Annotated in this window: 23 protein-coding genes; 13 read left to right on the forward strand and 10 right to left on the reverse strand. The window is 62.3% G+C overall.

All coding sequences use genetic code 11. The annotated features are described in order from the left end of the window. Nucleotides 1-22 precede the first annotated feature (22 nt). Complete coding sequence (locus tag DWB67_RS06390; RefSeq protein ID WP_119806699.1) at nucleotides 23-784, reverse strand: hypothetical protein; 762 nt, start codon at nucleotides 782-784, stop codon at nucleotides 23-25. 105 nt (nucleotides 785-889) lie between these two features. Between DWB67_RS06390 and DWB67_RS06395 the strand changes: the two genes are divergently transcribed. The 3 genes from DWB67_RS06395 to DWB67_RS06405 all read left to right on the forward strand — a co-directional run bounded on the left by DWB67_RS06395 (nucleotide 890) and on the right by DWB67_RS06405 (nucleotide 3287). Further along, nucleotides 890-2119, forward strand: a complete 1230-nt coding sequence (locus tag DWB67_RS06395; protein WP_119806700.1) for an argininosuccinate synthase — start codon at nucleotides 890-892, stop codon at nucleotides 2117-2119. Continuing rightward, the gene (gene mog / locus DWB67_RS06400) at nucleotides 2116-2652 is read left to right on the forward strand and encodes a molybdopterin adenylyltransferase (protein WP_119806701.1); all 537 of its coding nucleotides are present in this window, start codon (nucleotides 2116-2118) and stop codon (nucleotides 2650-2652) included. The genes DWB67_RS06395 and mog overlap by 4 nt, the downstream gene beginning before the upstream one ends. A gap of 116 nt (nucleotides 2653-2768) precedes the next feature. Beyond that, nucleotides 2769-3287, forward strand: a complete 519-nt coding sequence (locus tag DWB67_RS06405) for a hypothetical protein (RefSeq protein ID WP_119806702.1) — start codon at nucleotides 2769-2771, stop codon at nucleotides 3285-3287. A gap of 158 nt (nucleotides 3288-3445) precedes the next feature. Here the strand turns inward: DWB67_RS06405 and DWB67_RS06410 are convergent, their stop codons facing one another. Continuing rightward, nucleotides 3446-4162 (reverse strand): LrgB family protein, encoded by a 717-nt coding sequence (locus tag DWB67_RS06410; protein ID WP_119806703.1) that lies wholly within the window; start codon nucleotides 4160-4162, stop codon nucleotides 3446-3448. Next, complete coding sequence (locus DWB67_RS06415; protein ID WP_119806908.1) at nucleotides 4155-4535, reverse strand: CidA/LrgA family protein; 381 nt, start codon at nucleotides 4533-4535, stop codon at nucleotides 4155-4157. Before DWB67_RS06415 ends, DWB67_RS06410 begins: the two co-directional genes overlap by 8 nt. 179 nt (nucleotides 4536-4714) lie before the next feature. Here DWB67_RS06415 and DWB67_RS06420 point away from each other — a divergent pair, with 179 nt between their 5' ends. From DWB67_RS06420 to DWB67_RS06435, 4 genes are all read left to right on the forward strand, one after another. Beyond that, entirely contained in the window at nucleotides 4715-8164 is a 3450-nt protein-coding gene (locus DWB67_RS06420; protein WP_119806704.1) for an AAA family ATPase, read from the forward strand. 48 nt (nucleotides 8165-8212) lie between these two features. Further along, nucleotides 8213-8668 (forward strand): RidA family protein, encoded by a 456-nt coding sequence (locus tag DWB67_RS06425; protein WP_119806705.1) that lies wholly within the window; start codon nucleotides 8213-8215, stop codon nucleotides 8666-8668. Further along, nucleotides 8668-9423 (forward strand): glycerophosphodiester phosphodiesterase family protein, encoded by a 756-nt coding sequence (locus DWB67_RS06430; protein WP_119806706.1) that lies wholly within the window; start codon nucleotides 8668-8670, stop codon nucleotides 9421-9423. Before DWB67_RS06425 ends, DWB67_RS06430 begins: the two co-directional genes overlap by 1 nt. 87 nt (nucleotides 9424-9510) lie before the next feature. Beyond that, nucleotides 9511-10641, forward strand: a complete 1131-nt coding sequence (locus DWB67_RS06435; protein ID WP_119806909.1) for a GNAT family N-acetyltransferase — start codon at nucleotides 9511-9513, stop codon at nucleotides 10639-10641. 1 nt (nucleotide 10642) lies between these two features. Here DWB67_RS06435 and DWB67_RS06440 read toward each other — a convergent pair whose 3' ends face one another. Next, entirely contained in the window at nucleotides 10643-10987 is a 345-nt protein-coding gene (locus tag DWB67_RS06440; protein WP_147385914.1) for a hypothetical protein, read from the reverse strand. Between the two features lie 106 nt (nucleotides 10988-11093). After that, nucleotides 11094-11579: a peroxiredoxin gene (locus tag DWB67_RS06445; RefSeq protein WP_119806708.1), complete on the reverse strand. Its 486-nt coding sequence runs from the start codon at nucleotides 11577-11579 to the stop codon at nucleotides 11094-11096. Between the two features lie 85 nt (nucleotides 11580-11664). Here DWB67_RS06445 and DWB67_RS06450 point away from each other — a divergent pair, with 85 nt between their 5' ends. Both DWB67_RS06450 and rsmD read left to right on the forward strand, forming a co-directional pair. Further along, on the forward strand, nucleotides 11665-12864 hold the full coding sequence (locus DWB67_RS06450; RefSeq protein ID WP_119806709.1) for an NAD(P)/FAD-dependent oxidoreductase: 1200 nt from the start codon (nucleotides 11665-11667) through the stop codon (nucleotides 12862-12864). 37 nt (nucleotides 12865-12901) lie between these two features. Then, nucleotides 12902-13465, forward strand: coding sequence for a 16S rRNA (guanine(966)-N(2))-methyltransferase RsmD (gene rsmD / locus DWB67_RS06455; protein WP_119806710.1), 564 nt, complete (start codon nucleotides 12902-12904; stop codon nucleotides 13463-13465). 7 nt (nucleotides 13466-13472) lie between these two features. On the opposite strand, the gene DWB67_RS06460 is transcribed toward rsmD, so the two are convergent. Then, on the reverse strand, nucleotides 13473-14642 hold the full coding sequence (locus DWB67_RS06460; RefSeq protein ID WP_119806711.1) for an alanine--glyoxylate aminotransferase family protein: 1170 nt from the start codon (nucleotides 14640-14642) through the stop codon (nucleotides 13473-13475). 262 nt (nucleotides 14643-14904) lie between these two features. On the opposite strand from DWB67_RS06460, the gene DWB67_RS06465 reads away from it, so the two are divergent. The 3 genes from DWB67_RS06465 to dinB are packed head-to-tail and all read left to right on the forward strand — an operon-like array spanning nucleotide 14905 to nucleotide 18421. Continuing rightward, the gene (locus DWB67_RS06465) at nucleotides 14905-16617 is read left to right on the forward strand and encodes an ABC transporter ATP-binding protein (protein ID WP_119806910.1); all 1713 of its coding nucleotides are present in this window, start codon (nucleotides 14905-14907) and stop codon (nucleotides 16615-16617) included. After that, nucleotides 16614-17345, forward strand: a complete 732-nt coding sequence (locus DWB67_RS06470) for a folate-binding protein YgfZ (RefSeq protein WP_119806712.1) — start codon at nucleotides 16614-16616, stop codon at nucleotides 17343-17345. Before DWB67_RS06465 ends, DWB67_RS06470 begins: the two co-directional genes overlap by 4 nt. Next, entirely contained in the window at nucleotides 17342-18421 is a 1080-nt protein-coding gene (gene dinB, locus DWB67_RS06475; protein WP_119806713.1) for a DNA polymerase IV, read from the forward strand. Before DWB67_RS06470 ends, dinB begins: the two co-directional genes overlap by 4 nt. Here dinB and DWB67_RS06480 read toward each other — a convergent pair whose 3' ends face one another. Continuing rightward, on the reverse strand, nucleotides 18422-18787 hold the full coding sequence (locus DWB67_RS06480; RefSeq protein ID WP_119806714.1) for a DoxX family protein: 366 nt from the start codon (nucleotides 18785-18787) through the stop codon (nucleotides 18422-18424). It lies immediately after the preceding gene. Nucleotides 18788-18944: 157 nt separating this feature from the next. Then, nucleotides 18945-19508 (reverse strand): elongation factor P, encoded by a 564-nt coding sequence (gene efp, locus DWB67_RS06485; protein ID WP_119806715.1) that lies wholly within the window; start codon nucleotides 19506-19508, stop codon nucleotides 18945-18947. 360 nt (nucleotides 19509-19868) lie between these two features. Between efp and DWB67_RS06490 the strand changes: the two genes are divergently transcribed. Further along, a complete protein-coding gene (locus tag DWB67_RS06490; protein WP_042251710.1) occupies nucleotides 19869-20195 on the forward strand; it encodes a DUF6280 family protein in 327 nt (108 codons plus the stop codon). Between the two features lie 57 nt (nucleotides 20196-20252). Here the strand turns inward: DWB67_RS06490 and DWB67_RS06495 are convergent, their stop codons facing one another. Both DWB67_RS06495 and DWB67_RS06500 read right to left on the reverse strand, forming a co-directional pair. After that, nucleotides 20253-21206 (reverse strand): 1-phosphofructokinase family hexose kinase, encoded by a 954-nt coding sequence (locus DWB67_RS06495; protein WP_119806716.1) that lies wholly within the window; start codon nucleotides 21204-21206, stop codon nucleotides 20253-20255. Next, complete coding sequence (locus DWB67_RS06500; RefSeq protein ID WP_119806717.1) at nucleotides 21203-21610, reverse strand: metallopeptidase family protein; 408 nt, start codon at nucleotides 21608-21610, stop codon at nucleotides 21203-21205. Before DWB67_RS06500 ends, DWB67_RS06495 begins: the two co-directional genes overlap by 4 nt. Nucleotides 21611-21632 lie beyond the last annotated feature (22 nt).

Below are 21632 nucleotides of genomic sequence, written 5' to 3' on the forward strand. Positions count from 1 at the left end.
AAAGCGCCCGATTGGCAAGGGTTCAGCGCAGATCGCGCTTTTCGATAAAATAGCCCCAAAGTGTTGTCAGCACCGACAAAGCCAGCATCGTCGAGCCCCATGACATGACACCCCAGACCATCGTCGCGGCAACGGTCGATCCCGTCACAGCGATCACTGCCGATGCCGACAGGCCCACCACAGCCTGCAAGACCATGCTGAAAAGGCCGAACAGCAGGAAGCTGCCCATATGTCCGCCTGTGCCTTTCCAAGCGGTCCTGATCGGCCGTGGATGGCGCAGCGCGGCCCCGGGCAAGGCTGTGGCCAGCCGCAGGACCAGCGCCGTGATGACCAGATAGAATAATGTCAGAACGACCAAGCTGACGATGCCTGTCGCATATCCCATGGGATGATAGCCGAACATCGCAGATGACACGGCAATCAGGATCATCATCGTGACCATAACCAGTAAGGCGACCAGAAAACCGGTCCCGACATAGGACAGAACCTGCCGGGGGCGCCCTTGCATCATCAGACGTGGCGCTTCGTTCAGCAGCACATGGCGGTGCCATGCGACGCCCGTGGCCAGATAAACCAGCAGTGCAGCCAAGGGCAGGGCGACCATAGCCCATGCCATCCACATGGGCAGGGTTGCGAAATCCGATGACAGGGTTGTTCGGTATTCCAGCATGACCAGCTGGCTGGCAAACAGCACGACCAGATAGGGAATCGATATCCTGAAAGCCGCGCTGAAATTATGGACAAGAATAAGCACCGAATGGCGCAAAAGGCGAAATGCCAGCATAAAACAACCTTAATGAATGTCCTTGGACCCTAATCGCCCTCAAACCCTTGTGACAACGGACAGAACGCCGTATTCCCTGCGAAAATTCGATGAAGGGTTAATTGCATGACCGACGCGCCGAAAAAAGTCGTCCTTGCCTACTCGGGCGGTTTGGACACCTCGATTATTCTGAAGTGGCTTCAGACCGAATACGGTTGCGAGGTCATCACCTTCACCGCCGATCTGGGGCAGGGTGAGGAACTGGAACCCGCCCGCGCCAAGGCGGAACTGCTGGGCATTCCGTCCGAGAATATCCACATCGAGGATCTGCGCGAGGAATTCGTCCGCGATTTCGTTTTCCCGATGTTCCGCGCCAATGCGCTGTACGAAGGTCTGTACCTGCTGGGCACCTCGATTGCGCGTCCGCTGATTTCCAAACGGTTGGTCGAACTGGCGCAAAAGCATGGTGCCGATGCCGTGGCGCATGGCGCGACGGGCAAGGGCAACGATCAGGTCCGGTTCGAATTGTCGGCCTATGCGCTGGACCCCGCCATAAAGGTCATTGCGCCCTGGCGTGAATGGGACCTGACCAGCCGCACCAAGCTGATCGAGTTCGCTGAACAGAACCAGATCCCGATCGCCAAAGACAAGCGCGGCGAAGCGCCCTTCAGCGTCGATGCCAACATGCTGCACACCAGCAGCGAAGGTAAGGCGCTGGAAAACCCCGCCGAAGCGGCCCCTGAATATGTCTATCAGCGCACGGTTAACCCCGAAGACGGGCCGAACACCCCCGAATTCATCGAAGTCACCTTCGAAAAGGGCGATGCGGTTGCCATCAATGGCGAGGCGATGTCGCCCGCCACGATCCTGACCAAGCTGAACGAGTTGGGCGGTGCCCACGGCATCGGTCGTCTGGACTTCGTCGAAAACCGTTTCGTCGGCATGAAATCGCGCGGCATCTATGAAACCCCCGGCGGCACCGTCCTGCTGGAGGCGCATCGCGGCATCGAACAGATCACGCTGGACAGCGGCGCAGGCCACCTGAAGGACAGCCTGATGCCCCGCTATGCCGAGCTGATCTATAACGGCTTCTGGTTCAGCCCCGAGCGTGAAATGCTGCAGGCCGCCATCGACAAGTCGCAGGAACATGTGACCGGCACCGTCCGTCTGAAGTTGTACAAGGGTCTGGCGACCTGCGTAGGCCGCTGGTCGGACCACTCGCTGTATTCGGAAGCCCATGTGACCTTCGAAGACGACGCCGGTGCATACGATCAGAAAGACGCGGCAGGCTTTATCAAGCTGAACGCCCTGCGCCTGAAGCTGATCGCCAACCGCAACGCCCGCGTCGCGAAATGACCGCCCGGGCCGCCCGCATTGCCATCGTCACCGTTAGCGACCGCGCGTCTGCTGGCATCTACGAAGACAAGGGCGGCCCCGGTGCCGAAAGCTGGCTGCGAGACACCATCACCTCCTCGATGGAGATCGCGCGCCACATCATCCCCGACGGTCGGGCCACTGTGGCCGATAAGCTGCGCGAACTGGCCGATGGCGGGGCTGACCTGATCCTTGTGACGGGCGGCACCGGCCCCGCGCCGCGCGACCTGACCCCCGAGGCTGTGTCGGACATCGCCGATAAGGAACTGCCCGGCTTTGGCGAGGAAATGCGCCGCGCCAGTCTGGCCGAGGTTCCGACCGCCATCCTGTCGCGTCAGACTGCCGTGATCCGTGGTGCGACGCTGATCATCACCATCCCCGGCAAGCCATCGGCCATCGCGACCTGCCTGAACGCTGTCTTTGCCGCCGTGCCCTATTGTCTGGACCTGATGGGCGCCGCGTGGATCGAGACCGACCCCGCCCGCATCAAGGCGTTCCGCCCCAAGGCAAAATAGCGGTGTCATTTCTGGCGTGATTTTGCCGAAATCATGCCTCTGGCCGACCCTTCCTTGAACCATTCGGTTTCAAGTCATAATCGCAACATGCATCTGCATTATGAATTGGACCTATTATGAACAACGCATTTGGCTTTCTGGCATCCGCTGCACTCTGTCTGTCGGCAGGCGCAGCCGTGGCCGAACAACCCGCTGATGCGCGGTTGGACAAAGCGGTCGGCTATTTCCAGTCGATGTGCACAGGAACCGGCGGTGATCTGAAGGCCTCGATCAAGGCGCTATCGGATTCAGCCGATTTCGGAGACGAGAAAATCACCGATGCCGATCCACTGGTCTATGGCAGCTTTACAGGGCCGGACCAGATCAACGCCTCGGTCAAGATCGGATTTGACGATATTCTGGATCACTGCACCATCATCGTGAAAGACAGCGGCGATGCCATGCAGACAGCCAATGATATCGCCTTGCGTCTGGTGGGTGGCGATGCCGAACAACTGCTGAACCAGGACGGTTTCGGCGATTACCCCGATGGTGGTTATGTTATCCGCATGGATAAAGGCGCTGCCATGGTTGCACCCCTGGGAACCGGCGTGTCGGCAGATATCGTCCACATCAACTATTTCCCCGAAGGATAAAAATACGGCCGCGACCCAGTAATGCTGTCGGTCGCGGCCGCTGCAATAAGCGCAGACGGAAAGTCTTTGGTAGAATAAGACAACCCTAAGTTGGAGGGGCTTTTGTTCCTACAAAAAATTGCAACATGTGCATTTAATAAAGATCAATTAACCTAAGGTCAGCCGAAAAGGCTCAGTACTATGGGGGCAATGATTGCCGTCAAAACCGCGTTCAATCCCATGCCGATCCCCGAAAATGCGCCTGCGGTCTGGTTGATCTGGAAAGCCCGCGCCGTGCCTATTCCATGGGCAGCCACACCGATGGCAAACCCGCGCGCGCGCCAGTCACGGATCCGCATTGCGTTCAGCATGGGGGTCACGATGATTGCACCGAAGATGCCTGTCAGCAGCACCAATGCGGCCGTCAGCGTCGGCTGGCCACCGATGCGTTCGGAAATGCCGATGGCCACAGGGGCGGTGGTCGATTTGGGCGCAAGCGATGCCAGCACGGATCCGGTGATGCCAAAAGCCCGCGCGATCAACAGGGCCGACACGATGGCCGTCACCGACCCCGCCAGCAATCCCGCGATCATCGGCAGCGCGGCTTTGCGCACCCGTGGCAGGTTGTCATAAAGCGGCAGGCCCAATGCGACGGTGGCTGGCCCCAGCATGAAGTGGACGAATTGCGCACCCTCGAAATAGGTGGCGTAATCGGTGCCTGTGCCGATCAGCAGGACCGCCAGCAGGATCACGGCCACCAGCACGGGATTGGCCCAGCTTTTGCGGTTCGCGGCACGAAAGCAGGCGTCCCCGATCAGATAGGCGACCAGCGTGGCCGTCAGCCAGACCAGCGGCCCCTGCGCCAGATAGGACCAGATCAGTAAGGGGTCACTCATGCCCCTGATCCTTCAGGGCGTCGGGTTCTTCGGACCCTGTCATGCGTGCGACCCAAGTAAAGGCCAATGCCCCCGCCGCAATCGCCAATATGGTCGAGATCATGACAGCCGCCGCAATCCCCAAACCATCGCTGCGCAGCAATTGCCAATGGGCGATGATGCCGACACCCGCAGGCACGAAAAACAGCGACAGATGTGACAACAGCCCCGATGTCGTTGGTCGGATGCGGTCGGCTAGCCGTGGACGGGTGATGCAGGTTGCGACCAGCAGCAGCATCCCGACCACAGGCCCCGGCAGGGGCAGGGCGGCTGCGCGGGACATAACCTCTCCGACCAGTTGGAAAGACAGGATAATGGCAAGTGTCTGTATCATGCGGGCGAACTTATCGCGGGTCCGGCCATCGCGCCAGTGGGGCGATTGGCATGGCGGGGTTGCGCGCGATGCATCTTGTGGATATTTGCCGCCATTCCGCGATATCTTGCGGTGCTGTTGACTTGGAAGTGCCATGCAGGAACAATCGTCCACCATCATTTATCTGACGGATCTGACCTTTGCGCTTTGACCGCCTGCGTTTGAACGGCTTCAAAAGCTTTGTGGACCCGACCGATCTGGTCATCCGCGAAGGGCTGACAGGTGTGGTCGGACCTAACGGCTGTGGCAAATCCAACCTGCTGGAAGCCTTGCGTTGGGTCATGGGGGAAAACCGTCCATCCGCCATGCGCGGCGGCGGGATGGAGGATGTGATCTTCGCCGGCACCTCGCACCGCGGCGCGCGTGCCCACGCCGAGGTGTCGCTGACCATTGACAACCACGACCGCCTTGCCCCCGCCGGTTTTAACGATGACGACCGTTTCGACATCATCCGTCGCATCACCCGTGATGCAGGCAGCGCCTATAAGATTGCAGGCAAGGATGTGCGGGCGCGTGATGTGCAGATGCTGTTCGCCGATGCCTCGACCGGTGCGCACAGCCCTGCGCTGGTGCGTCAGGGCCAGATCAGCGAATTGATCAACGCCAAACCCAAAAGCCGCCGCCGCATTCTGGAGGAGGCTGCGGGTATTTCCGGTCTGTACCAGCGCCGCCACGAGGCCGAGCTGAAGCTGAACGGCGCCGAACTGAACCTGTCGCGGGTCGATGACACGCTGGACCAGTTGACCACGCAGGCGGCATCACTGGCCCGTCAGGCGCGTGCCGCCGCGAAATACCGTGACATCGGCGCGGCCCTGCGTCTGGCCGAAGGCGTGCTGCTGTATCGCCGTTGGGCCGAGGCCGAGGCCGCCCGTCATGCTGCCGCCGATGCGCTGGCCCGCGCCATCCACGTAGCGGGCCTTGCCCAAGCCGCCGCAACCAACGCCGAGGCCCGCCGCATCGAAGCCGATGACATGCTGCCCCCGCTGCGCGAAGAAGAACAGGTCGCCGCCGCCATCCTGTCCCGCATCGTGGTCGAGCGTGAGGCCTTGGATGAGGCCGAATCGCGCGCCGATGCTGCCATCGCTGCACTGACAGCCCGCATCGCCCAGCTGGACCGCGATATCGACCGCGAACAGGCATTGAACAGCGATGCCGGTGATGTGGTGGCGCGGCTGGCTGATGAAAGGGCGCAGATGGAGGCCGCAGGGCAGGGCTTTGACGACCGTCTGGATGCGGCCACTGCCTTGGCCGAAGAAGCCACCGAAACGCTGCATGACATCGAAGGCCGACTGGCCGAACTGACTGACGAATCAGCCCGACTTGCGGCGCGGCATCAATCCGCCGAACGGCTGGCTGCCGATCTGCGGGCCATGTTCGACCGCGCCGGACGCGCCGCTGCCGAAGCCGATGCCGCCACCGCGCTGGCCACCGCGGCCGGTGTCGATGCCCAAGCGGCACTGGAACAGGCCGACGCCGCGCAGGATCAGGCCCGCGACCGCGTCGATGCGGCGGAAGAAGCTTTGGCAGGGGCTGAAGCTGCCCGATCCGATCTGGAAACCGGCGAAGCCGCCGCCCGTGCCCTGCGCGCGCAGGCCGAGGGCGAGGCAGGCGCCTTGGCCGCCGAAATGGCCGCCCTGCGCCGTCTGGTCGAACGTGGCCGGTCTGGCGGCACGTCCTTGCTGGATCAGGTTCAGGTCGCACGGGGATACGAGGCGGCCTTTGGCGCGGCCCTTGGTGATGATCTTCAGGCAGGTGTGTCCCGCGATGGATCGGGCTGGCATATGCTGCCCCATTGGGATGCGCCCCGACCCTTGCCCGTGCAGGTCCAGCCATTGGCACCGCATGTGGCGGGCCCCGATGTGCTGGCCCGCCGTTTGTCGCAAACCGGATTGGTCGTGGATATCAGGACCGCAGCGACCCTTCAGGCAGATCTGCATCCGGGCCAGCGTCTGGTCACCCCCGATGGGGATCTGTTCCGCTGGGACGGGCTTTGCGTCTTGGCGGGCGAGGCATCGTCCCATGCGGCACTGCATCTGCAAAAGGTCAATGAACTTGCCGAAATTACCGAACAGACCGAACAGGCCCAAGCCCGCGCTGCCACTGCCATCGACGCGCATGAGGATACCCAGACTGCGCTTGCCGATGCTGCCGGCACGGAAAAATCCGCCCGCGATGCAAGGCGAGAGGCTGAGCGCTTGCTGTCCGAAGCATCCCGCGCCGCGACCCGTGCCGAATCCGAACTGGCGCTGGCGGGCAGCCGCGCCGAGGCTGCGCGCAACGAACTGGCCCGCCATCAGGCCGATGCCGTAGATGCCCGCACCCGTCTGGATGACGCGCAGGACCAACTGGACGCCCTGCCGGACCGCAATGACGCCGCAACCGCCGTCGAACACGCCCGCACCAGCGTCGAAGCCGCGCGGATCGCCACTATGACCCGCCGCGCCGCTTTGGACGAATTGCGCCGTGACGAAGATGCCCGTCTGAAACGCCTAGGCGCGATCGAGCGCGAGGCTGCGGGCTGGCAGACCCGTCTGGAACAGGCGGGCAGCCGCGCCGCTGAATTGGTCACCCGCCGCGACGCCACGCAGGATGAACTGGCAGGCGCACAGGCGCAGCCCGCAACCCTTGCCAAACGCCGCGCGGCGTTGACCGAACGCGACGCCGCAGCCCAGACGCGTCTGTCGCGCGCCCGCGACGCTTTGACAGTTGCCGATGATGCCGCCCGCGCAGTTGCCCATGCCGAACGCGACGCCGCGCGTGCCGCCTCGGACGCCCGCGAAACCCGCGCCGCCGAGGAGGCCCGCGCCGAGGCGGCGACCGCCGCCGAAGAAAACGCCCGCGCCCGCATTCTGGAGGCAACAGACCTGTCGCCCGCCGATCTGCTGGCGGGTCTTGGCGACATTGACAAGAATGCCCCCGCCGATGCCTTGGAACATCAGATCGCTCGTCTGCGGACCCAACGCGATGCCCTTGGGGCCGTCAACCTGCGGGCCGAGGATGACAAGAAAGAACTGGAATCCGAACGCGACCAGCTGGCTGCCCAGAAATCCGATCTGGAAGAAGCCATCCGCAAGCTGCGCGCCGGTATCGGCAGCCTGAACCGCGAAGGCCGCGACCGCCTGCTGGCAGCTTTCGAAACGGTCAACACCAATTTTGCCACCCTTTTCACGACGCTGTTCGGCGGGGGCGAAGCGCGGCTGGTTCTGGTCGAATCCGACGACCCGCTGGATGCCGGTCTGGAAATCATGTGCCAACCGCCCGGCAAGCGTCTGTCGACCCTGTCGCTGCTGTCGGGGGGCGAACAGACGCTGACCGCGATGGCGCTGATCTTTGCGGTCTTTCTGGCCAACCCCGCCCCGATCTGTGTTCTGGACGAGGTGGACGCCCCGCTGGATGACGCCAATGTCAGCCGCTTTTGCGATCTGCTGGATGAAATGACCCGCCGCACGGATACGCGCTTTTTGGTCATCACCCATCATGCGGTGACAATGGCGCGCATGGACCGGCTGTTCGGGGTGACCATGGTGGAACAGGGGGTCAGCCAGCTGGTCAGCGTCGATCTGAAACACGCCGAGGCTCTGGTCGCCTGAGGCTTGCCTTGCTAGGGTCCGCCCGACGCCAACCCAAGCGAGGATATCATGAGCATCGAAGCAACCCTGGCCGATAAAGGCATCACCCTTCCTGCAGCCCCCATGCCTGCCGCCAATTACGTGCCCTTCGTGCAGACCGGCAATCTGGTCTTCATCTCGGGTCAGATCAGCGCCGATGACAATGGCCTGATCACCGGAAAGTTGGGCGATGGCACCAGCATTGATGACGGTGTCGCGGCCGCGCGTCGTTGCGGTCTGGCGCTGATCGCGCAGCTGAAAGCCGCCATTGGCGATCTGGATCGCGTGACCCGTGTGGTCAAACTGACCGGTTTTGTGAATTCGACCCCCGATTTCACCGACCAGCCCAAGGTCATCAACGGCTGTTCGGACCTGATGGTCGAGGTCTTCGGTGACGCAGGCCGCCATTCGCGCGCTGCCGTGTCCGCGCCGTCGCTGCCCTTCGGCGTGGCTGTCGAAATCGAAGCCATCTTCGAGGTGAAGTGATGACTGCGCTGCCGCAAGCCTTCCTGACCGCCCCCATTGCCCACCGCGGCCTGCACGGGGCAGGTGTCCCGGAAAACAGCCTTGCGGCAGCGCGGGCTGCCATTGATGCAGGCTACGGGATCGAACTGGACATCCAGCCTGCATCCGATGGCACACCGATGGTGTTCCATGACGATTTTTTAACGCGCCTGACCGGCCAGTCCGGTCTGATTTCCGAAACGCCGCTGCAGGCCGTGCAGGGTTTCCGCCTGCTGGGCAGTGACGAACCGGTCCCGACGCTAGCCGAATTTCTGGAGGTGGTCGCAGGTCAGGTTCCCCTGCTGATCGAGATCAAGGATCAGGACGGTGCCTGCGGTCCCGATATCGGCGATCTGCAACTGCAGGTGGCCAAAGCATTGGAAACCTATCAGGGTGACGTCGCGATGATGTCGTTCAACCCGCATACGGTTGCGGCCTTCCACGAGGCAGCCCCCCATATCGCCGTCGGGCTGACGACTTGCGATTACCGTGCGAAACACTGGCCTTTGGTGCCTGATGAACGCCGCGCCGAACTGTCGGCCATTCTGGATTTCGACCGCTGCGGTGCCTCGTTCATTTCGCATGACAGGAACACATTGGACAATCCGCGTGTGGACGCGCTGGCGGCACAAGGCGTGCCGGTCCTGTGCTGGACGGTCAGATCTGCAGAGGAGGAAGCCGCTGCCCGCCGCGTGGCCAGTAACATCACCTTCGAAGGTTATAGCGCCGCGATTTAAGGCGATTATCAGGATGTCACGCGAATGCGACGTCCTGACCACATCCAACCCCTGACATTCCCCGCATCACGCCCTATCTTCCGTGGCATGAACGACATGCTGACCCTGACGACCCATCCGTCTATTGCAGAAATCGACCCGGCTGTTTGGGACGGTCTGGGCGATGGCAATCCCTTCACGACACACCGCTTTCTGCTGGCGCTGGAACAATCTGGATCGGTCGGCACGGGCACCGGCTGGCAATCGCTGCATCTGACCGTCGAAAGCGACGGCCAGATCGTCGGGGCCGCACCGCTTTACGCCAAAGGCCACAGTCAGGGCGAATACATCTTCGATCAGGCATGGGCGCAGGCCTATACCCGTGCGGGCGGACGCTATTACCCGAAACTGCAATCGGCGGTGCCCTTTACGCCCGCCACGGGGCAGCGCCTGCTGGCCCGCGATGATACGGCGCGTATGGCATTGTTGCAGGGCATGATGCAGGTCACCGGCCACGTTCAGGCATCGGGCGCGCATATCACCTTCTGCACGGAAGCCGAGGCTGCTTTGGGCGAAGCAGCGGGCTTTCTGCCGCGCATCACCCAGCAGTTCCATTGGCTGAACAAGGGCTATGCCAGCTATGATGATTTCCTTGCCGCGCTGTCGTCGCGCAAGCGCAAGGATCTGCGCAAGGAACGCGCCCGCGCCCAAGGCTTTGGCGGCACCATCCGCCACCTGACGGGCGACGATCTGGAACCCCGTCATTGGGACGCCTTCTGGGAATTCTATCAGGACACGGGCGCGCGCAAATGGGGCCAGCCCTATCTGACGCGCAAGTTTTTCGACCTGATACAGGAAACGATGCGTGACGATATCCTGCTGGTGCTGGCCGAACAGGATGGCGAACCGATCGCGGGGGCGCTGAACTTTATCGGGCCTGACGCAATCTATGGGCGCTATTGGGGCTGCACCGAGGATCATGCGTTTCTGCACTTTGAACTGTGCTATCACCAAGCCATCGACCAAGCGATCGCCCACGGTCTGTCGCGGGTCGAGGCGGGGGCGCAGGGTGACCACAAGCTGGCCCGCGGGTATGAACCGGTCCCGATTCATTCGCTGCATTGGGTGCAGGATGCGGGCTTTCTGAAGGCGCTGGAAAACTATCTGGATCAGGAACGCGACGCGATGGGGCAGGAAATTCAGGCGTTGGCCGATTGGACCCCGTTCCGTAAAGGCTGACCTACCATCCGGTGAAGTCAACGCCGCGGATTTCGGCTTTCTTGCGGTAACATTGGGTCATCATGCCGACGGGCGCGACAAGGGGATCCATGATCCGGTCTGCGACGTTATCAACCGTAAATGCCATCAGCCCCTGCATATACTGCCCGAATTCGCCCTTGGACCAATCCTCGCGCGAGGCGATGTAGTCGTGGATTACATCCAGCGGCGTCCCGCTTTGCATGCTTTGCAGCGACCCGCTGAGCGCGGTGCCGAAATCGTCGCAGGGAATTTTCAGCGTGACGTCGGCGGCAATGGCGGGCAGGGGCGTCAGCGCGGCCAGCAGGGCCATGGTTCTGATGGACAAATGATCCTCCATGCGTGTCTTTGGCGACGGTGTGTCACGCATAGCCTGATGATCCAAGGCGGCGGGCGGAAACTGGCCGAAGGGTATTCCCCCGGCCAGCGTCGTTTCAGACTTTTTCCAGAAGGGCTTCGCCGGCGCTGACGCTGCAGGTGCCGGGGGAATCCTCGACATCGATGACGTCGAAGGTGCCATCGGTCACCAGTGATGCGAAACGCTTGCAACGACCCGAAAAGCCGACAGGGGGTGCGTCGAAATCAAGGCCAAGCGATTTGGTCAGGCTGCCATCGGCATCTGCCAGAACCTCGATGCCGGCATCTTTCGCACCGGTCTGTTCGGCCCATGCGGCGGCCACAAAGGGGTCGTTGACCGTGATGCAGACGATGCGCGACACGCCCTTGGCGCGGAAATCATCGGCGGTGCGCACAAAGCTGGGCATATGGGCGTTGGTGCAGGTGCCGGTAAAGGCACCGGGCAGACCGAACAGGGCGACGCGGCCCTGTGCCAGTTCGCTGGTGGAAATGCTTTCGGGGCCATTTTCGCCCACACGCAGCAACTGTCCTTGGGGCAGCTTGTCTCCGGCCGTGATGGTCATCGGTCTCTCCTGAATTGCAACGGATTCGCGGCGACTATAGGGTGCGACCCGATGACAGACCAGATGACAGCGGAAGGCCGGTAATATGCGGATCGTGATCCTTGGGGCGGGGCAGGCGGCGGCCTCTATGGCGGCGCGTCTGCGGGCAAAGGGGCATGACGGCCCTTTGACGGTGATCGGTGATGAACCGGCGGCCCCCTATCAGCGCCCGCCATTGTCCAAAGCCTATCTGCTGGGCGACATGGCGCTGGACCGGCTGACCCTGCGCGGTCCCGAATGGTGGCAGGATCAGAAGATCGATCTGCGCACCGGCGAGGCTGCGGTGTCGATTGATGCCAAGGCGCGGACCGTGACCACGGATCGGGGCGAATACCCCTATGATGCGCTGGCACTGACGCTGGGGGCAGCCCCGCGGCGTTTGCCAGCCGCGATGGGCGGTGATCTGGCGGGCACCCATGTGATCCGCGATCTGGCCGATATCGACGCGCTGTCGCTGGAACTGACCGCAGGACGCAATCTGGTGGTGATCGGTGGCGGCTATATCGGGCTGGAGGCAGCGGCTGTCGCCCGCAAGCTGGGGCTGAACGTGACTTTGGTCGAGGCCGCCCCCCGTATTCTGGGACGTGTTGCTGCTGCCGAAACATCGCAGCTGGTCACGGCACTGCATCGCGCCAATGGCGTCACCATTTTGGAAAACACGGGCATCAGCCATCTTGACGGGACGGATCATGTCACCGGCGTTGCGTTGAATGACGGCCAGGTTCTTCCCGCCGATCTGGTGATCATGGGCATCGGCGTGCTGCCACGGATCGCGCTGGCGGAAACGGCGGGGCTGGTTCTGGATAACGGCATTGCCACCGACGCCACGGGCCGCACATCTGATCCTGCTATCTGGGCGGCGGGCGATTGCGCCAGCTTCCCGCATCAGGGTGGACGGCTGCGGCTGGAAAGCGTGGGCGGGGCCATCGACATGGCCGAATGCGTGGCTGATAATATGCTGGGGCAGTCGCGCGATTATGCGCCCAAAGCATGGTTCTGGTCCGATCAGTTCGACGCCAAATTGCAGATCGCCGGTCTGAATGCCGGTCATGATCATGTGGTGATGCGGCGGGGGCAGGGGGATCACTGTGCCTCGGTCTGGTATTTCCGTGCGGGGCAGCTGATTGCCGTGGATGCGCTGAACGATGCCCGCGCCTATATGATCGGCAAGCGCCTTATCGAGGCTGGCCGCAGTCCCGCTCCCGAAGATATCGTAAATGCAACCGACCTGAAGGCCCTGATGTGATGACGTCAATCATTCCCGTTCGTTACCGGGCGATTTCATGAGGATTGTCGGAGGATCTATGCGCGGCCTGAAGCTGGCCGATGTCGGCGATGGTGATCCCGCCGCCCATCTGCGCCCCACGACCGACCGCGTGCGCGAATCCATCTTCAACCTGCTGGTGAACGGCAGCCACGGCAATCCCATTCCCGATGCGCGGGTGCTGGACCTGTTTGCAGGCACCGGTGCGCTGGGGCTGGAGGCTTTGTCGCGTGGCGCAGCGCAGGTAGCATTCGTGGATGACGGTCAGAAATCACGCCAGTTGATCCGCCAGAATGTCGAACGCGCAAGGGCGGGGGATGTGACCCAGCTGTGGCGACGCGATGCCACGAAAATGGGCCCCAATCCGGAAGCACCTTTTTCGCTGATCTTCCTTGATCCGCCCTATGCGACCGGCAAGGGAGAGGCTGCCTTGGCCTCGGCTGCCGCGGGGGGCTTTATTGCCGCCGGTGCGACAATCGTCTGGGAAGAATCACGCCCGCCGCTGGTGCCGGTGACGGCAAAAATCCTTGACCAGCGGAAATATGGCGACACGACCGTCACCATGATCCGCTGGCCATCATAAGTTGCCTTTAAAAGCGGGCGATGCTGGTGGCCGCAGCTTCCAGCGCGCCATGGCCGTGGGGGATGTCCAGCGCGGTCAGGCCAGCCTCGATCGCGCCAAGGGCCCCCATCATCATTGCGGCGTTGCAATGCCCCATATGGGCAATCCGCAAAGCCCCCGCAGGATCGTCGGCCCCCAGACCCACGCCCAGTGTCACACCACATTCGCGCGTCACCCAAGCGCGCAATTCATCCGCGCGGGGCATGGTGACGGCGGTGACCGACAGGGCGCGCGTCTGCGGATCACGCACGGGCAGGGCGATGCCACTGCCATTCGCGCCCCATGCATCCACCGCGGCCCAGACGACGCGGGCCAGACGGGCATGGCGGGTCCAGACGGCGGGCAGCCCTTCTTCCTCCATGATCATGGTCAGGGCTTCGTGCAGGGCAAAGATCTGCTGGACGGGCGGGGTGCCGCCCCAGAACCGCCACAGCGCCTGTGATTGCGCCCGCAACGTCCAGTTCCAATAGGGCGACACGCCCTGTTTGCGGCCCTGTTCTGCGGCGCGATCCGAAAACCACACAAAGCTGGTGCCCGGCAGACACATCATCCCCTTCTGGCTGGCCGCGATCAGGACATCGACGCCCCATTCATCCATCTTCATAGGCGCACAACCCAGCGACGCGATGGCATCCACCACCAGCAATGCGGGGTGGCCCGACATCGCGGCCTTCAGGGCGGGGATATCGGCCATGGTCGCGCTGGCGGTATCTGTCTGGCACACCATCACCGCGCGGATTGTGCGGTTGCGGTCCTGTGCCAGACGTTCGGCCAGACGGGCGGGATCCGATGGCAGATTGCCGAAATCCAGCCGTTCGACCTTGATTCCCATTTCCTCAAGCATCTGGGCCCACGACCTGCCAAAGTGGCCGCAGGTGATGACCAGCACATGATCACCGCAGTCGAACAGATTGGCGGCAGATGCTTCCCAGCCCGCATGGCCGTTGCCGATATAAGGGGCAAGGTTCTGGGTCGTACCTGCCAGTCGCTTCAACTGGGCCATGACCGACAGGTTAAATTCCGCCAGCCCGTCATCATAGATATCGGGCGAGGCGCGGTGCGCGGCGTTCAGCACCCGCGCCGGAACAGGCGAGGGGCCGGGAATGGCAATCAGGTCGTGACCGTGGGCAAGGCTCATCTTTTGCATCCTTCACATCGTGCAAGATCGGTAGGCCGAGGGTCGCCTTGCGTCAACCGCGCGATGCGGTGGCCTTGTGGGTGGGGGGTGGAACGCGGTAAAGCAGCTTAACATATGGTCACATCCGCGTTCGGGATGGGCCACACCCGTGACGGAAAGGCCGACCAGACCCGTGGATCCGCGCAAAGACAGCCCCGCCCAATTGATTTCCGCCTCGGTTTCGGGGGCGCAGCCTGCCCCCGCAGCGGGCAAGGTTCCCGGCATGCTGCGCCGCTTGTGGGACGGATATCTGCGTCCCCATAAGGTCGGCATGATCTGTGCGTTCTTGCTGATGACGGTCGAAGGATCGACGCTGGCGCTGATCAGCTGGATGTTGAAGCCGCTGTTCGATCTGGTCTTTATCGGCAAGCAGCCCGGCGCGATCTGGTGGGTGGGAACCGCCATCTTCGGCATCTTCCTGCTGCGGGCGCTGACGCTGATTGCCAGCCGTGCTTTGCTGACGCGGGTGTCGCTGTCGGTATCGACCGCGATGCAGACCGAACTTCTGGCGCATATCCTGACGCTGGACCAAAGGTTTTTCCGCGAAAATTCCCCCGGTGCGATGATTGAACGCATTCAAGGGGATACGATTGCCGTTCAGGGGGTCTGGGCGACGCTGATCACCGGTGCCACGCGCGATGCGATGGCGCTGCTGATGCTGTTCGGGGTGGCACTGACCATCGATCCCGTCTGGACAATGGGGGCGCTGATCGGCGCGCCGATCCTGATCATGCCCGCTGCATTGGTCCAGCGATACATCCGCCGCAAGGTGCGCCAGAACCGCGCCAACGCCAGCCTGCGCGCCACCAGACTGGACGAGGTGCTGCACGGCATCGCCTCGATCCGGCTGAACCGCGCCGAGGCCGACCAGACCGCGCGTTTTGCAAAAATCGTCGGGCGTATCCGTAAATCGGAAACCAAGGTGGCTGCGACCTCCAGTGTGATTCCGGCGCTGACCGATATTGTCACGGGCATCGGATTTGTCGCCGTGCTGGCCCTTGGCGGGAACGAGGTGATGGAAGGCGAACGCAGCGTCGGGGACTTTATGTCGTTCTTTACCGCGCTGGCGCTGGCCTTCCAGCCGATGCGCCGTCTGGGCGGTCTGGCAGGCACATGGCAGACCGCTGCGGCCAGTCTGGAACGCATCTATCAGGTGTTTGATACCAAGCCGACGGTCGTATCGGGACCGCGCAAAACCGCGCCCGATTCCACCCGGATCGAATTGGACGACGTCTGGCTGTCCTATGACGGCCAGCCGGTGCTGCACGGCCTGTCCCTGACCGCCGAGGCGGGGCAGACGACCGCGCTTGTCGGCCCGTCGGGCGCGGGGAAGTCGACCGTCTTCAACCTGCTGACGCGGATGGTCGATGCCGACAGCGGCAGGGTCATGATGGGCGGCGTGCCGGTGCAGGATTTCGACCTTGGCCTGCTGCGCGACCAGTATTCCACCGTGGCGCAGGAATCGGCGCTGTTTGACGAAAGCCTGCGCGACAATATCCTGATGGGTCGCCCCGATGCATCCGAGGAAGACCTGCAACAAGCCTTGAAGGCCGCGCATGTGAACGACTTCCTTGATGATCAGCGCACCTTGGCCAGTGCGGCGGGTCCGCGCGGGTCGTCCCTGTCAGGTGGCCAGCGCCAGCGTGTCGCCATTGCCCGCGCATTGCTGCGCGACGCCCCCGTCCTGCTGCTGGACGAGGCGACAAGCGCGTTGGACACCGCCAGCGAACGTCTGGTTCAGGATGCGCTGGACAGCCTGTCCAAGGGCCGCACGACTTTGGTGATCGCGCATCGCCTGTCGACTATCCGCAATGCCGATAAGATCGTCGTGATGGGCGGGGGCAGGGTTGTCGAACAGGGCAACCATGACCAATTGATGGCAGCAGGTGGTGCTTATGCCAACCTTGTTGCCCTTCAATTCGGAGAACAGGAATGACCCGCAAAATCATCCGCCTGACCGGCCCCGACCGTGTCGCCTTTCTTCAGGGGCTGGTGACCAATGATGTGACCCGCGCACCATGCTGGGCGGCGATCCTGACGCCTCAGGGCAAATATCTGGCCGATTTTCTGGTGGTGCCGGATGGCGATGTCCTGCTGGTCGATGTCGATGCAGCATTGGCCGATGATCTGGCGCGGCGGCTGACGATGTACAAGCTGCGCGCCAAAGTGGATGTCGAACTGACCGATCTGGCCGTCGCACGCGGCACGGGTGAGGCGCCGGACGGTGCCATCACCGACCCCCGTCATCCGGCGTTGGGCTGGCGGCTTTACGGTGCCCCCGCCGATCTGCCTGCCGATGACGGCACCGATTGGGACGCCGTCCGTGTCACCCATCTGATTCCTGAAACGCTGGTCGAGCTGATCCCGAACGACAGCTTTATCCTTGAAAACGGGTTCGAGCGTCTGAACGGCGTCGATTTCCGCAAAGGGTGCTATGTCGGGCAAGAGGTCACCGCCCGCATGAAGCATAAAACCGAATTGCGAAAAGGGCTGAAGGGGCTGCGGATCGAAGGGCAGGCCCCCGTTGGCACGGTGATCACCGCGAATGGCAAGGATGTCGGGACAGTGTTCACGCAATCAGGCGGGCGTGCCATCGCCTATGTCCGCCATGACCGCGTGACGGACGAAATGCAGGCCGCAGACGCGCGGCTGTTCCCTGAATGAATGACGGCGCAGCCCCGCCGCTGCGCAAGATTATCCATATCGACATGGATGCGTTCTTTGCCTCGGTCGAGCAGCGCGATTTTCCGGAATTACGCGGCAAGCCGGTGGCGGTCGGCGGATCGGCGGCACGCGGTGTCGTTGCCGCCGCCAGTTACGAGGCGCGGGTCTTCGGCGTCCGCTCGGCCATGCCATCGGTCACTGCGGCGCGCCTTTGCCCCGATCTGATCTTCGTGCGCCACCGGTTCGAGGTGTACCGCACCGTCAGCCAGCAGATCCGCGAGATTTTCGCCGAACACACCCCCTTGGTCGAGCCTTTGTCGCTGGATGAGGCTTATCTGGACGTTACCGACCATCTTGGGCCGGACCAGACCGCCACGCAGGTGGCAAAGGCCATCCGCGCCCGTATCAGGTCTGTGACCGGTCTGACCGCCAGCGCGGGCGTCAGCTATAATAAGTTTCTGGCCAAGCTGGCATCCGATCAGAACAAGCCGGACGGCTTATGCGTGATTACACCCGATAAGGGGCCGGATTTCGTCCTGTCCCTGCCGGTCGGAAAATTTCATGGCATCGGGCCTGCGACGGTCGCCAAGATGCTTGCGATGGGCATCCAGACCGGTGCCGACCTGCGCGCACAGGATCTGGATTTCCTGCTGCGGCGGTTCGGCAAGGCAGGGCGCTATTACTGGAACATCTCGCGCGGGGTGGATTACAGGCGGGTCAGTCCTGACCGTATCCGCAAGTCGGTGGGGGCGGAAAATACATTCTCGGCCGATCTGATGACGCTAGAGGCGGCTTGTGATGCCTTGGCCCCTTTGGCCGAAAAGGTCTGGGCGCATGTTGCCAAGCACCGATTGCAGGGCCGCACTGTCACCCTGAAGGTCAAGTTCAGCGACTTTCAACAGATCACGCGGGCACGCAGCCTGGGTGGGGCGGTGACCGGCTGTGACCAGATGCTGTCCGTGGCGCGTGATCTTGCGGCAGGGGTGCTGCCGGACCCGCGCGGGGTGCGGCTGCTGGGGATTACGCTGTCGGGGTTTGATGCCGAACCCGATGACGGCCAGCTGAGCCTGTTCTGATCAACGCCAGCGTACGCGTCGCCCCGGCCCTTGGGCGGCCAAAATCAACAAGCCACCCGCAATGGCCCAGTTCTTCACGACGATGGTGACCTGCCACGGGTCATCGCGCAGCTGCCAGTGGAACCAGCTGGTGCCGATACAATAGATTGCCAGCAGCAGCGCCCATCCGCGGACCCAAGGCCCGAAGATCAACGCCAGTCCCGCAATCAGGTTGAAGGCCGCGACGGGCCAGACCAGCTCGGCGGGCAGGCCCAGACTGCGGATCATGGTTTCGACCTGTGTCGGGTCGATCAGCTTTTGCGCGGCCCCGCCCAGAAACAGCACAGCAATCAGGATGCGACCCAGAAGATTCAGGATGCTGCTCATGCGTGACCTTTCTGATGGGGGCAGATTGTCCCCGCGCAGGGGGGTAAACCAGCGCAAGGACGCAGGCTCACATCAAGTTGACTGGTATGGAGGATGCGGAACGCCCCGCAATTTTCATTGCGGGGCGTCCGGAAAAACGTCGTCAGATTATCAAAAATCAGGCGCGTTCGCTGTATTCGGAGACCTCGGTGTTGACGATAATCGCTTCGCCTTCGCCGACAAACGGCGGAATCATGACGCGGACGCCATTGTCCAAAGTTGCCGGCTTATAGCTGTTGGCTGCCGTCTGGCCTTTGACGACCGGCTCGGTCTCGGCGACGATGCAGGTGACTTTTTGCGGGATCGAAACGGACAGGGCTTCTTCGCCGTAATATTCGATCGTGGCGATCATACCGTCCTGCAGGAAGGGGCGGCGGTCGCCCAGCAGGTCGGCATCCAGTTCGGTCTGTTCAAAGGTCTCATTGTCCATGAACACCAGCTTGCCGTCTGATTCATACAGGAATTGCTGGTCTTTCTGGTCCAGACGGACGCGTTCGACCTTATCTTCGCTGCGGAAACGTTCGTTCAGTTTACGACCATCGCGCAGGTTCTTCATTTCGACCTGTGCAAAGGCGCCGCCCTTGCCGGGCTTGACGTGGTTGACCTTCACGGCGCCCCAAAGGCCGCCATCATGTTCCAACACATTGCCGGGACGAATTTCATTGCCGTTGATTTTGGGCATGGGATGCTCTTGTGAGTTTATGGAAAATTCCGGCCGCCCATATGTTGAACGACAGTCTCAGCCCCCTATATCGAGGCATGAAGCATCAGGCAACCAATGCGGATCGGCGGCGTTGTCAAGATGCGATCTGTTGCATCAAGTCACGGACGCCACGTCGGCAGGTTAAAAAAACCCGCAATTCTGGCGTTATGCGTTAAAGACATGGCTGACATGCGATTGAAGGGATACCGAATCGGCGGTCCAAGGGTCTAAGGCAGGCGACACCGTCGGAGAAACGGAATTCAAGAAACAGGGGAAACGCCAAGTTTTTCCCCATGGCCCTGTTTGCCTGACAGCGCCGCAAGAGATGGACGAAACATGATGCGCGATTTTGTTGACGGCTCGGCCTTCAATTTTGAACAGGGCCAGCGGGCCCGTAAGTTGTTTGCAGCTGTGGTTCTGGCTGCCCTTGATGATGCAATTGCCGATGACAAGAAATATGGTAACGGCCCCGAACAGATTGCCCGTTGGGCACGTTCGCGCGATGGCCGCGAAGTCCTGTCCTGTGCAGGCATTGACCCGAACGAACGGGTTGTAAAAGGTTTGATGGAATTTGTTTCCAAAGGTGTCCGCACTTCGGTCGCGCTGTCGCGTGAAGAAAGCGAACGCCGCATGGCAGCCGAGGCCGAAGAAGCCGAAGCCGCCTGATATTCCGGCGCATCAGGAATTCAGGGCCGTCCTTCGGGGCGGCCTCTTTTATTGGGCCTAAAGCTTTGTGACGGCCCGTTGCGAATAGAAATGCCGTACATCATCGGCATCACATAATTCGGCAGCCGGCTTCATAACGGCTGAGGATGCGGCGGCAGTGCCAAGGGCGAGCGCCTCGGACACAGGCCAGTCGCGGGCCATGGCCAATACAAAGCCTGCCACAAAGCTGTCGCCCGCGCCAACTGTGCTGACGACATCGACGGGGGCCACAGCTGCGTGCCATGCGCCATCGCTGGTCGCCGCCACGGACCCGTCTGCCCCGCGCGCCACGATCACTGTATGGGCCGCGCCATTGCGTACCAGATCGGTGGCAAATTGCGCGGTGTCGCTGCGCAAGGGCAGGGGGCGACCGCACAGTGCCTCGGCCTCGTGGGTGTCCATTCGCAGGACGTCCACAGGGCTGGATGATCCCGCAAGCGCCTGCAAAGCCTCGCCCGCGGCATCGACCATCAGCCGTGCCCGTCCATCCTTCAGACGCACCGTCAGCATCTGTTCGAACCCCGCCGCCATACCGGGTGGATTTGATCCCGACATCACCACCCAGCCGCCCGCCATAGCGGTTTCTGTAATGGTGGCCAGAGCGGTGGCGATATGGGTCATATGCCATTCGGGGCCGGGCATCACAAAGCGGTACTGGCTGCCCGTGTCACGGTCGGTGACGGCCAGCGACTGGCGCGTTTCACCGGGGGCGGTCAACCGGACCAGCGACAACCCCGAGGCTTTCAGCATATCGTACAACCGTGTGCCGGTCGCCCCGCCAAGCGCCACCATCGCCGTCGATTGACCGCCGATGATCTTGATGGCACGGCTGATATTGATGCCGCCACCGCCCGGTTCGATGGCGGGCTTGTCACAGCGCAGCTTCTGGTCGGGCCGGACCTGACCTGTCGCAGTGGAAAGGTCCAGCGCGGGGTTCAGGGTGACCGTCAGGATGGGGGGCTGGCCGCTCATTCCCACCAGCGATCTATGGCGGCGATATCATCATCGGACCAGCCGAAGTGATGCGCCATTTCATGGGTCACCACATGGATGACCAGTTCGGGCAGGCCGATATTGCCGCGTGTGGCCCATTCATCGATGATGGGGCGGCGGAACAGCCAGATGATGTCAGGACCGTCGGGCTGGTCGCCTACCGATTTCTGCGTCACCGGTATCCCATCATAGATCCCGGTCAGTTCGAACGGATCGTCGATCTGCAATTCGTCCAGCATCTCCTCGGGGGCGAATTCGGCCACGCGGATGGCAACCTGCGCGGCGGCAGGTGCGAATTCAGCGGGCAATGCGTCCATGGCCGTGCGGGCTATGGTTTCGATTGCAGCCGCGTCGGGGGCTGATAGCCCGTCCCAGTCACTCATCCGTGCCTCCATCTTTGCCCCC

Source organism: Paracoccus sp. JM45 (genome assembly GCF_003590715.1).
Taxonomy (GTDB): domain Bacteria; phylum Pseudomonadota; class Alphaproteobacteria; order Rhodobacterales; family Rhodobacteraceae; genus Paracoccus.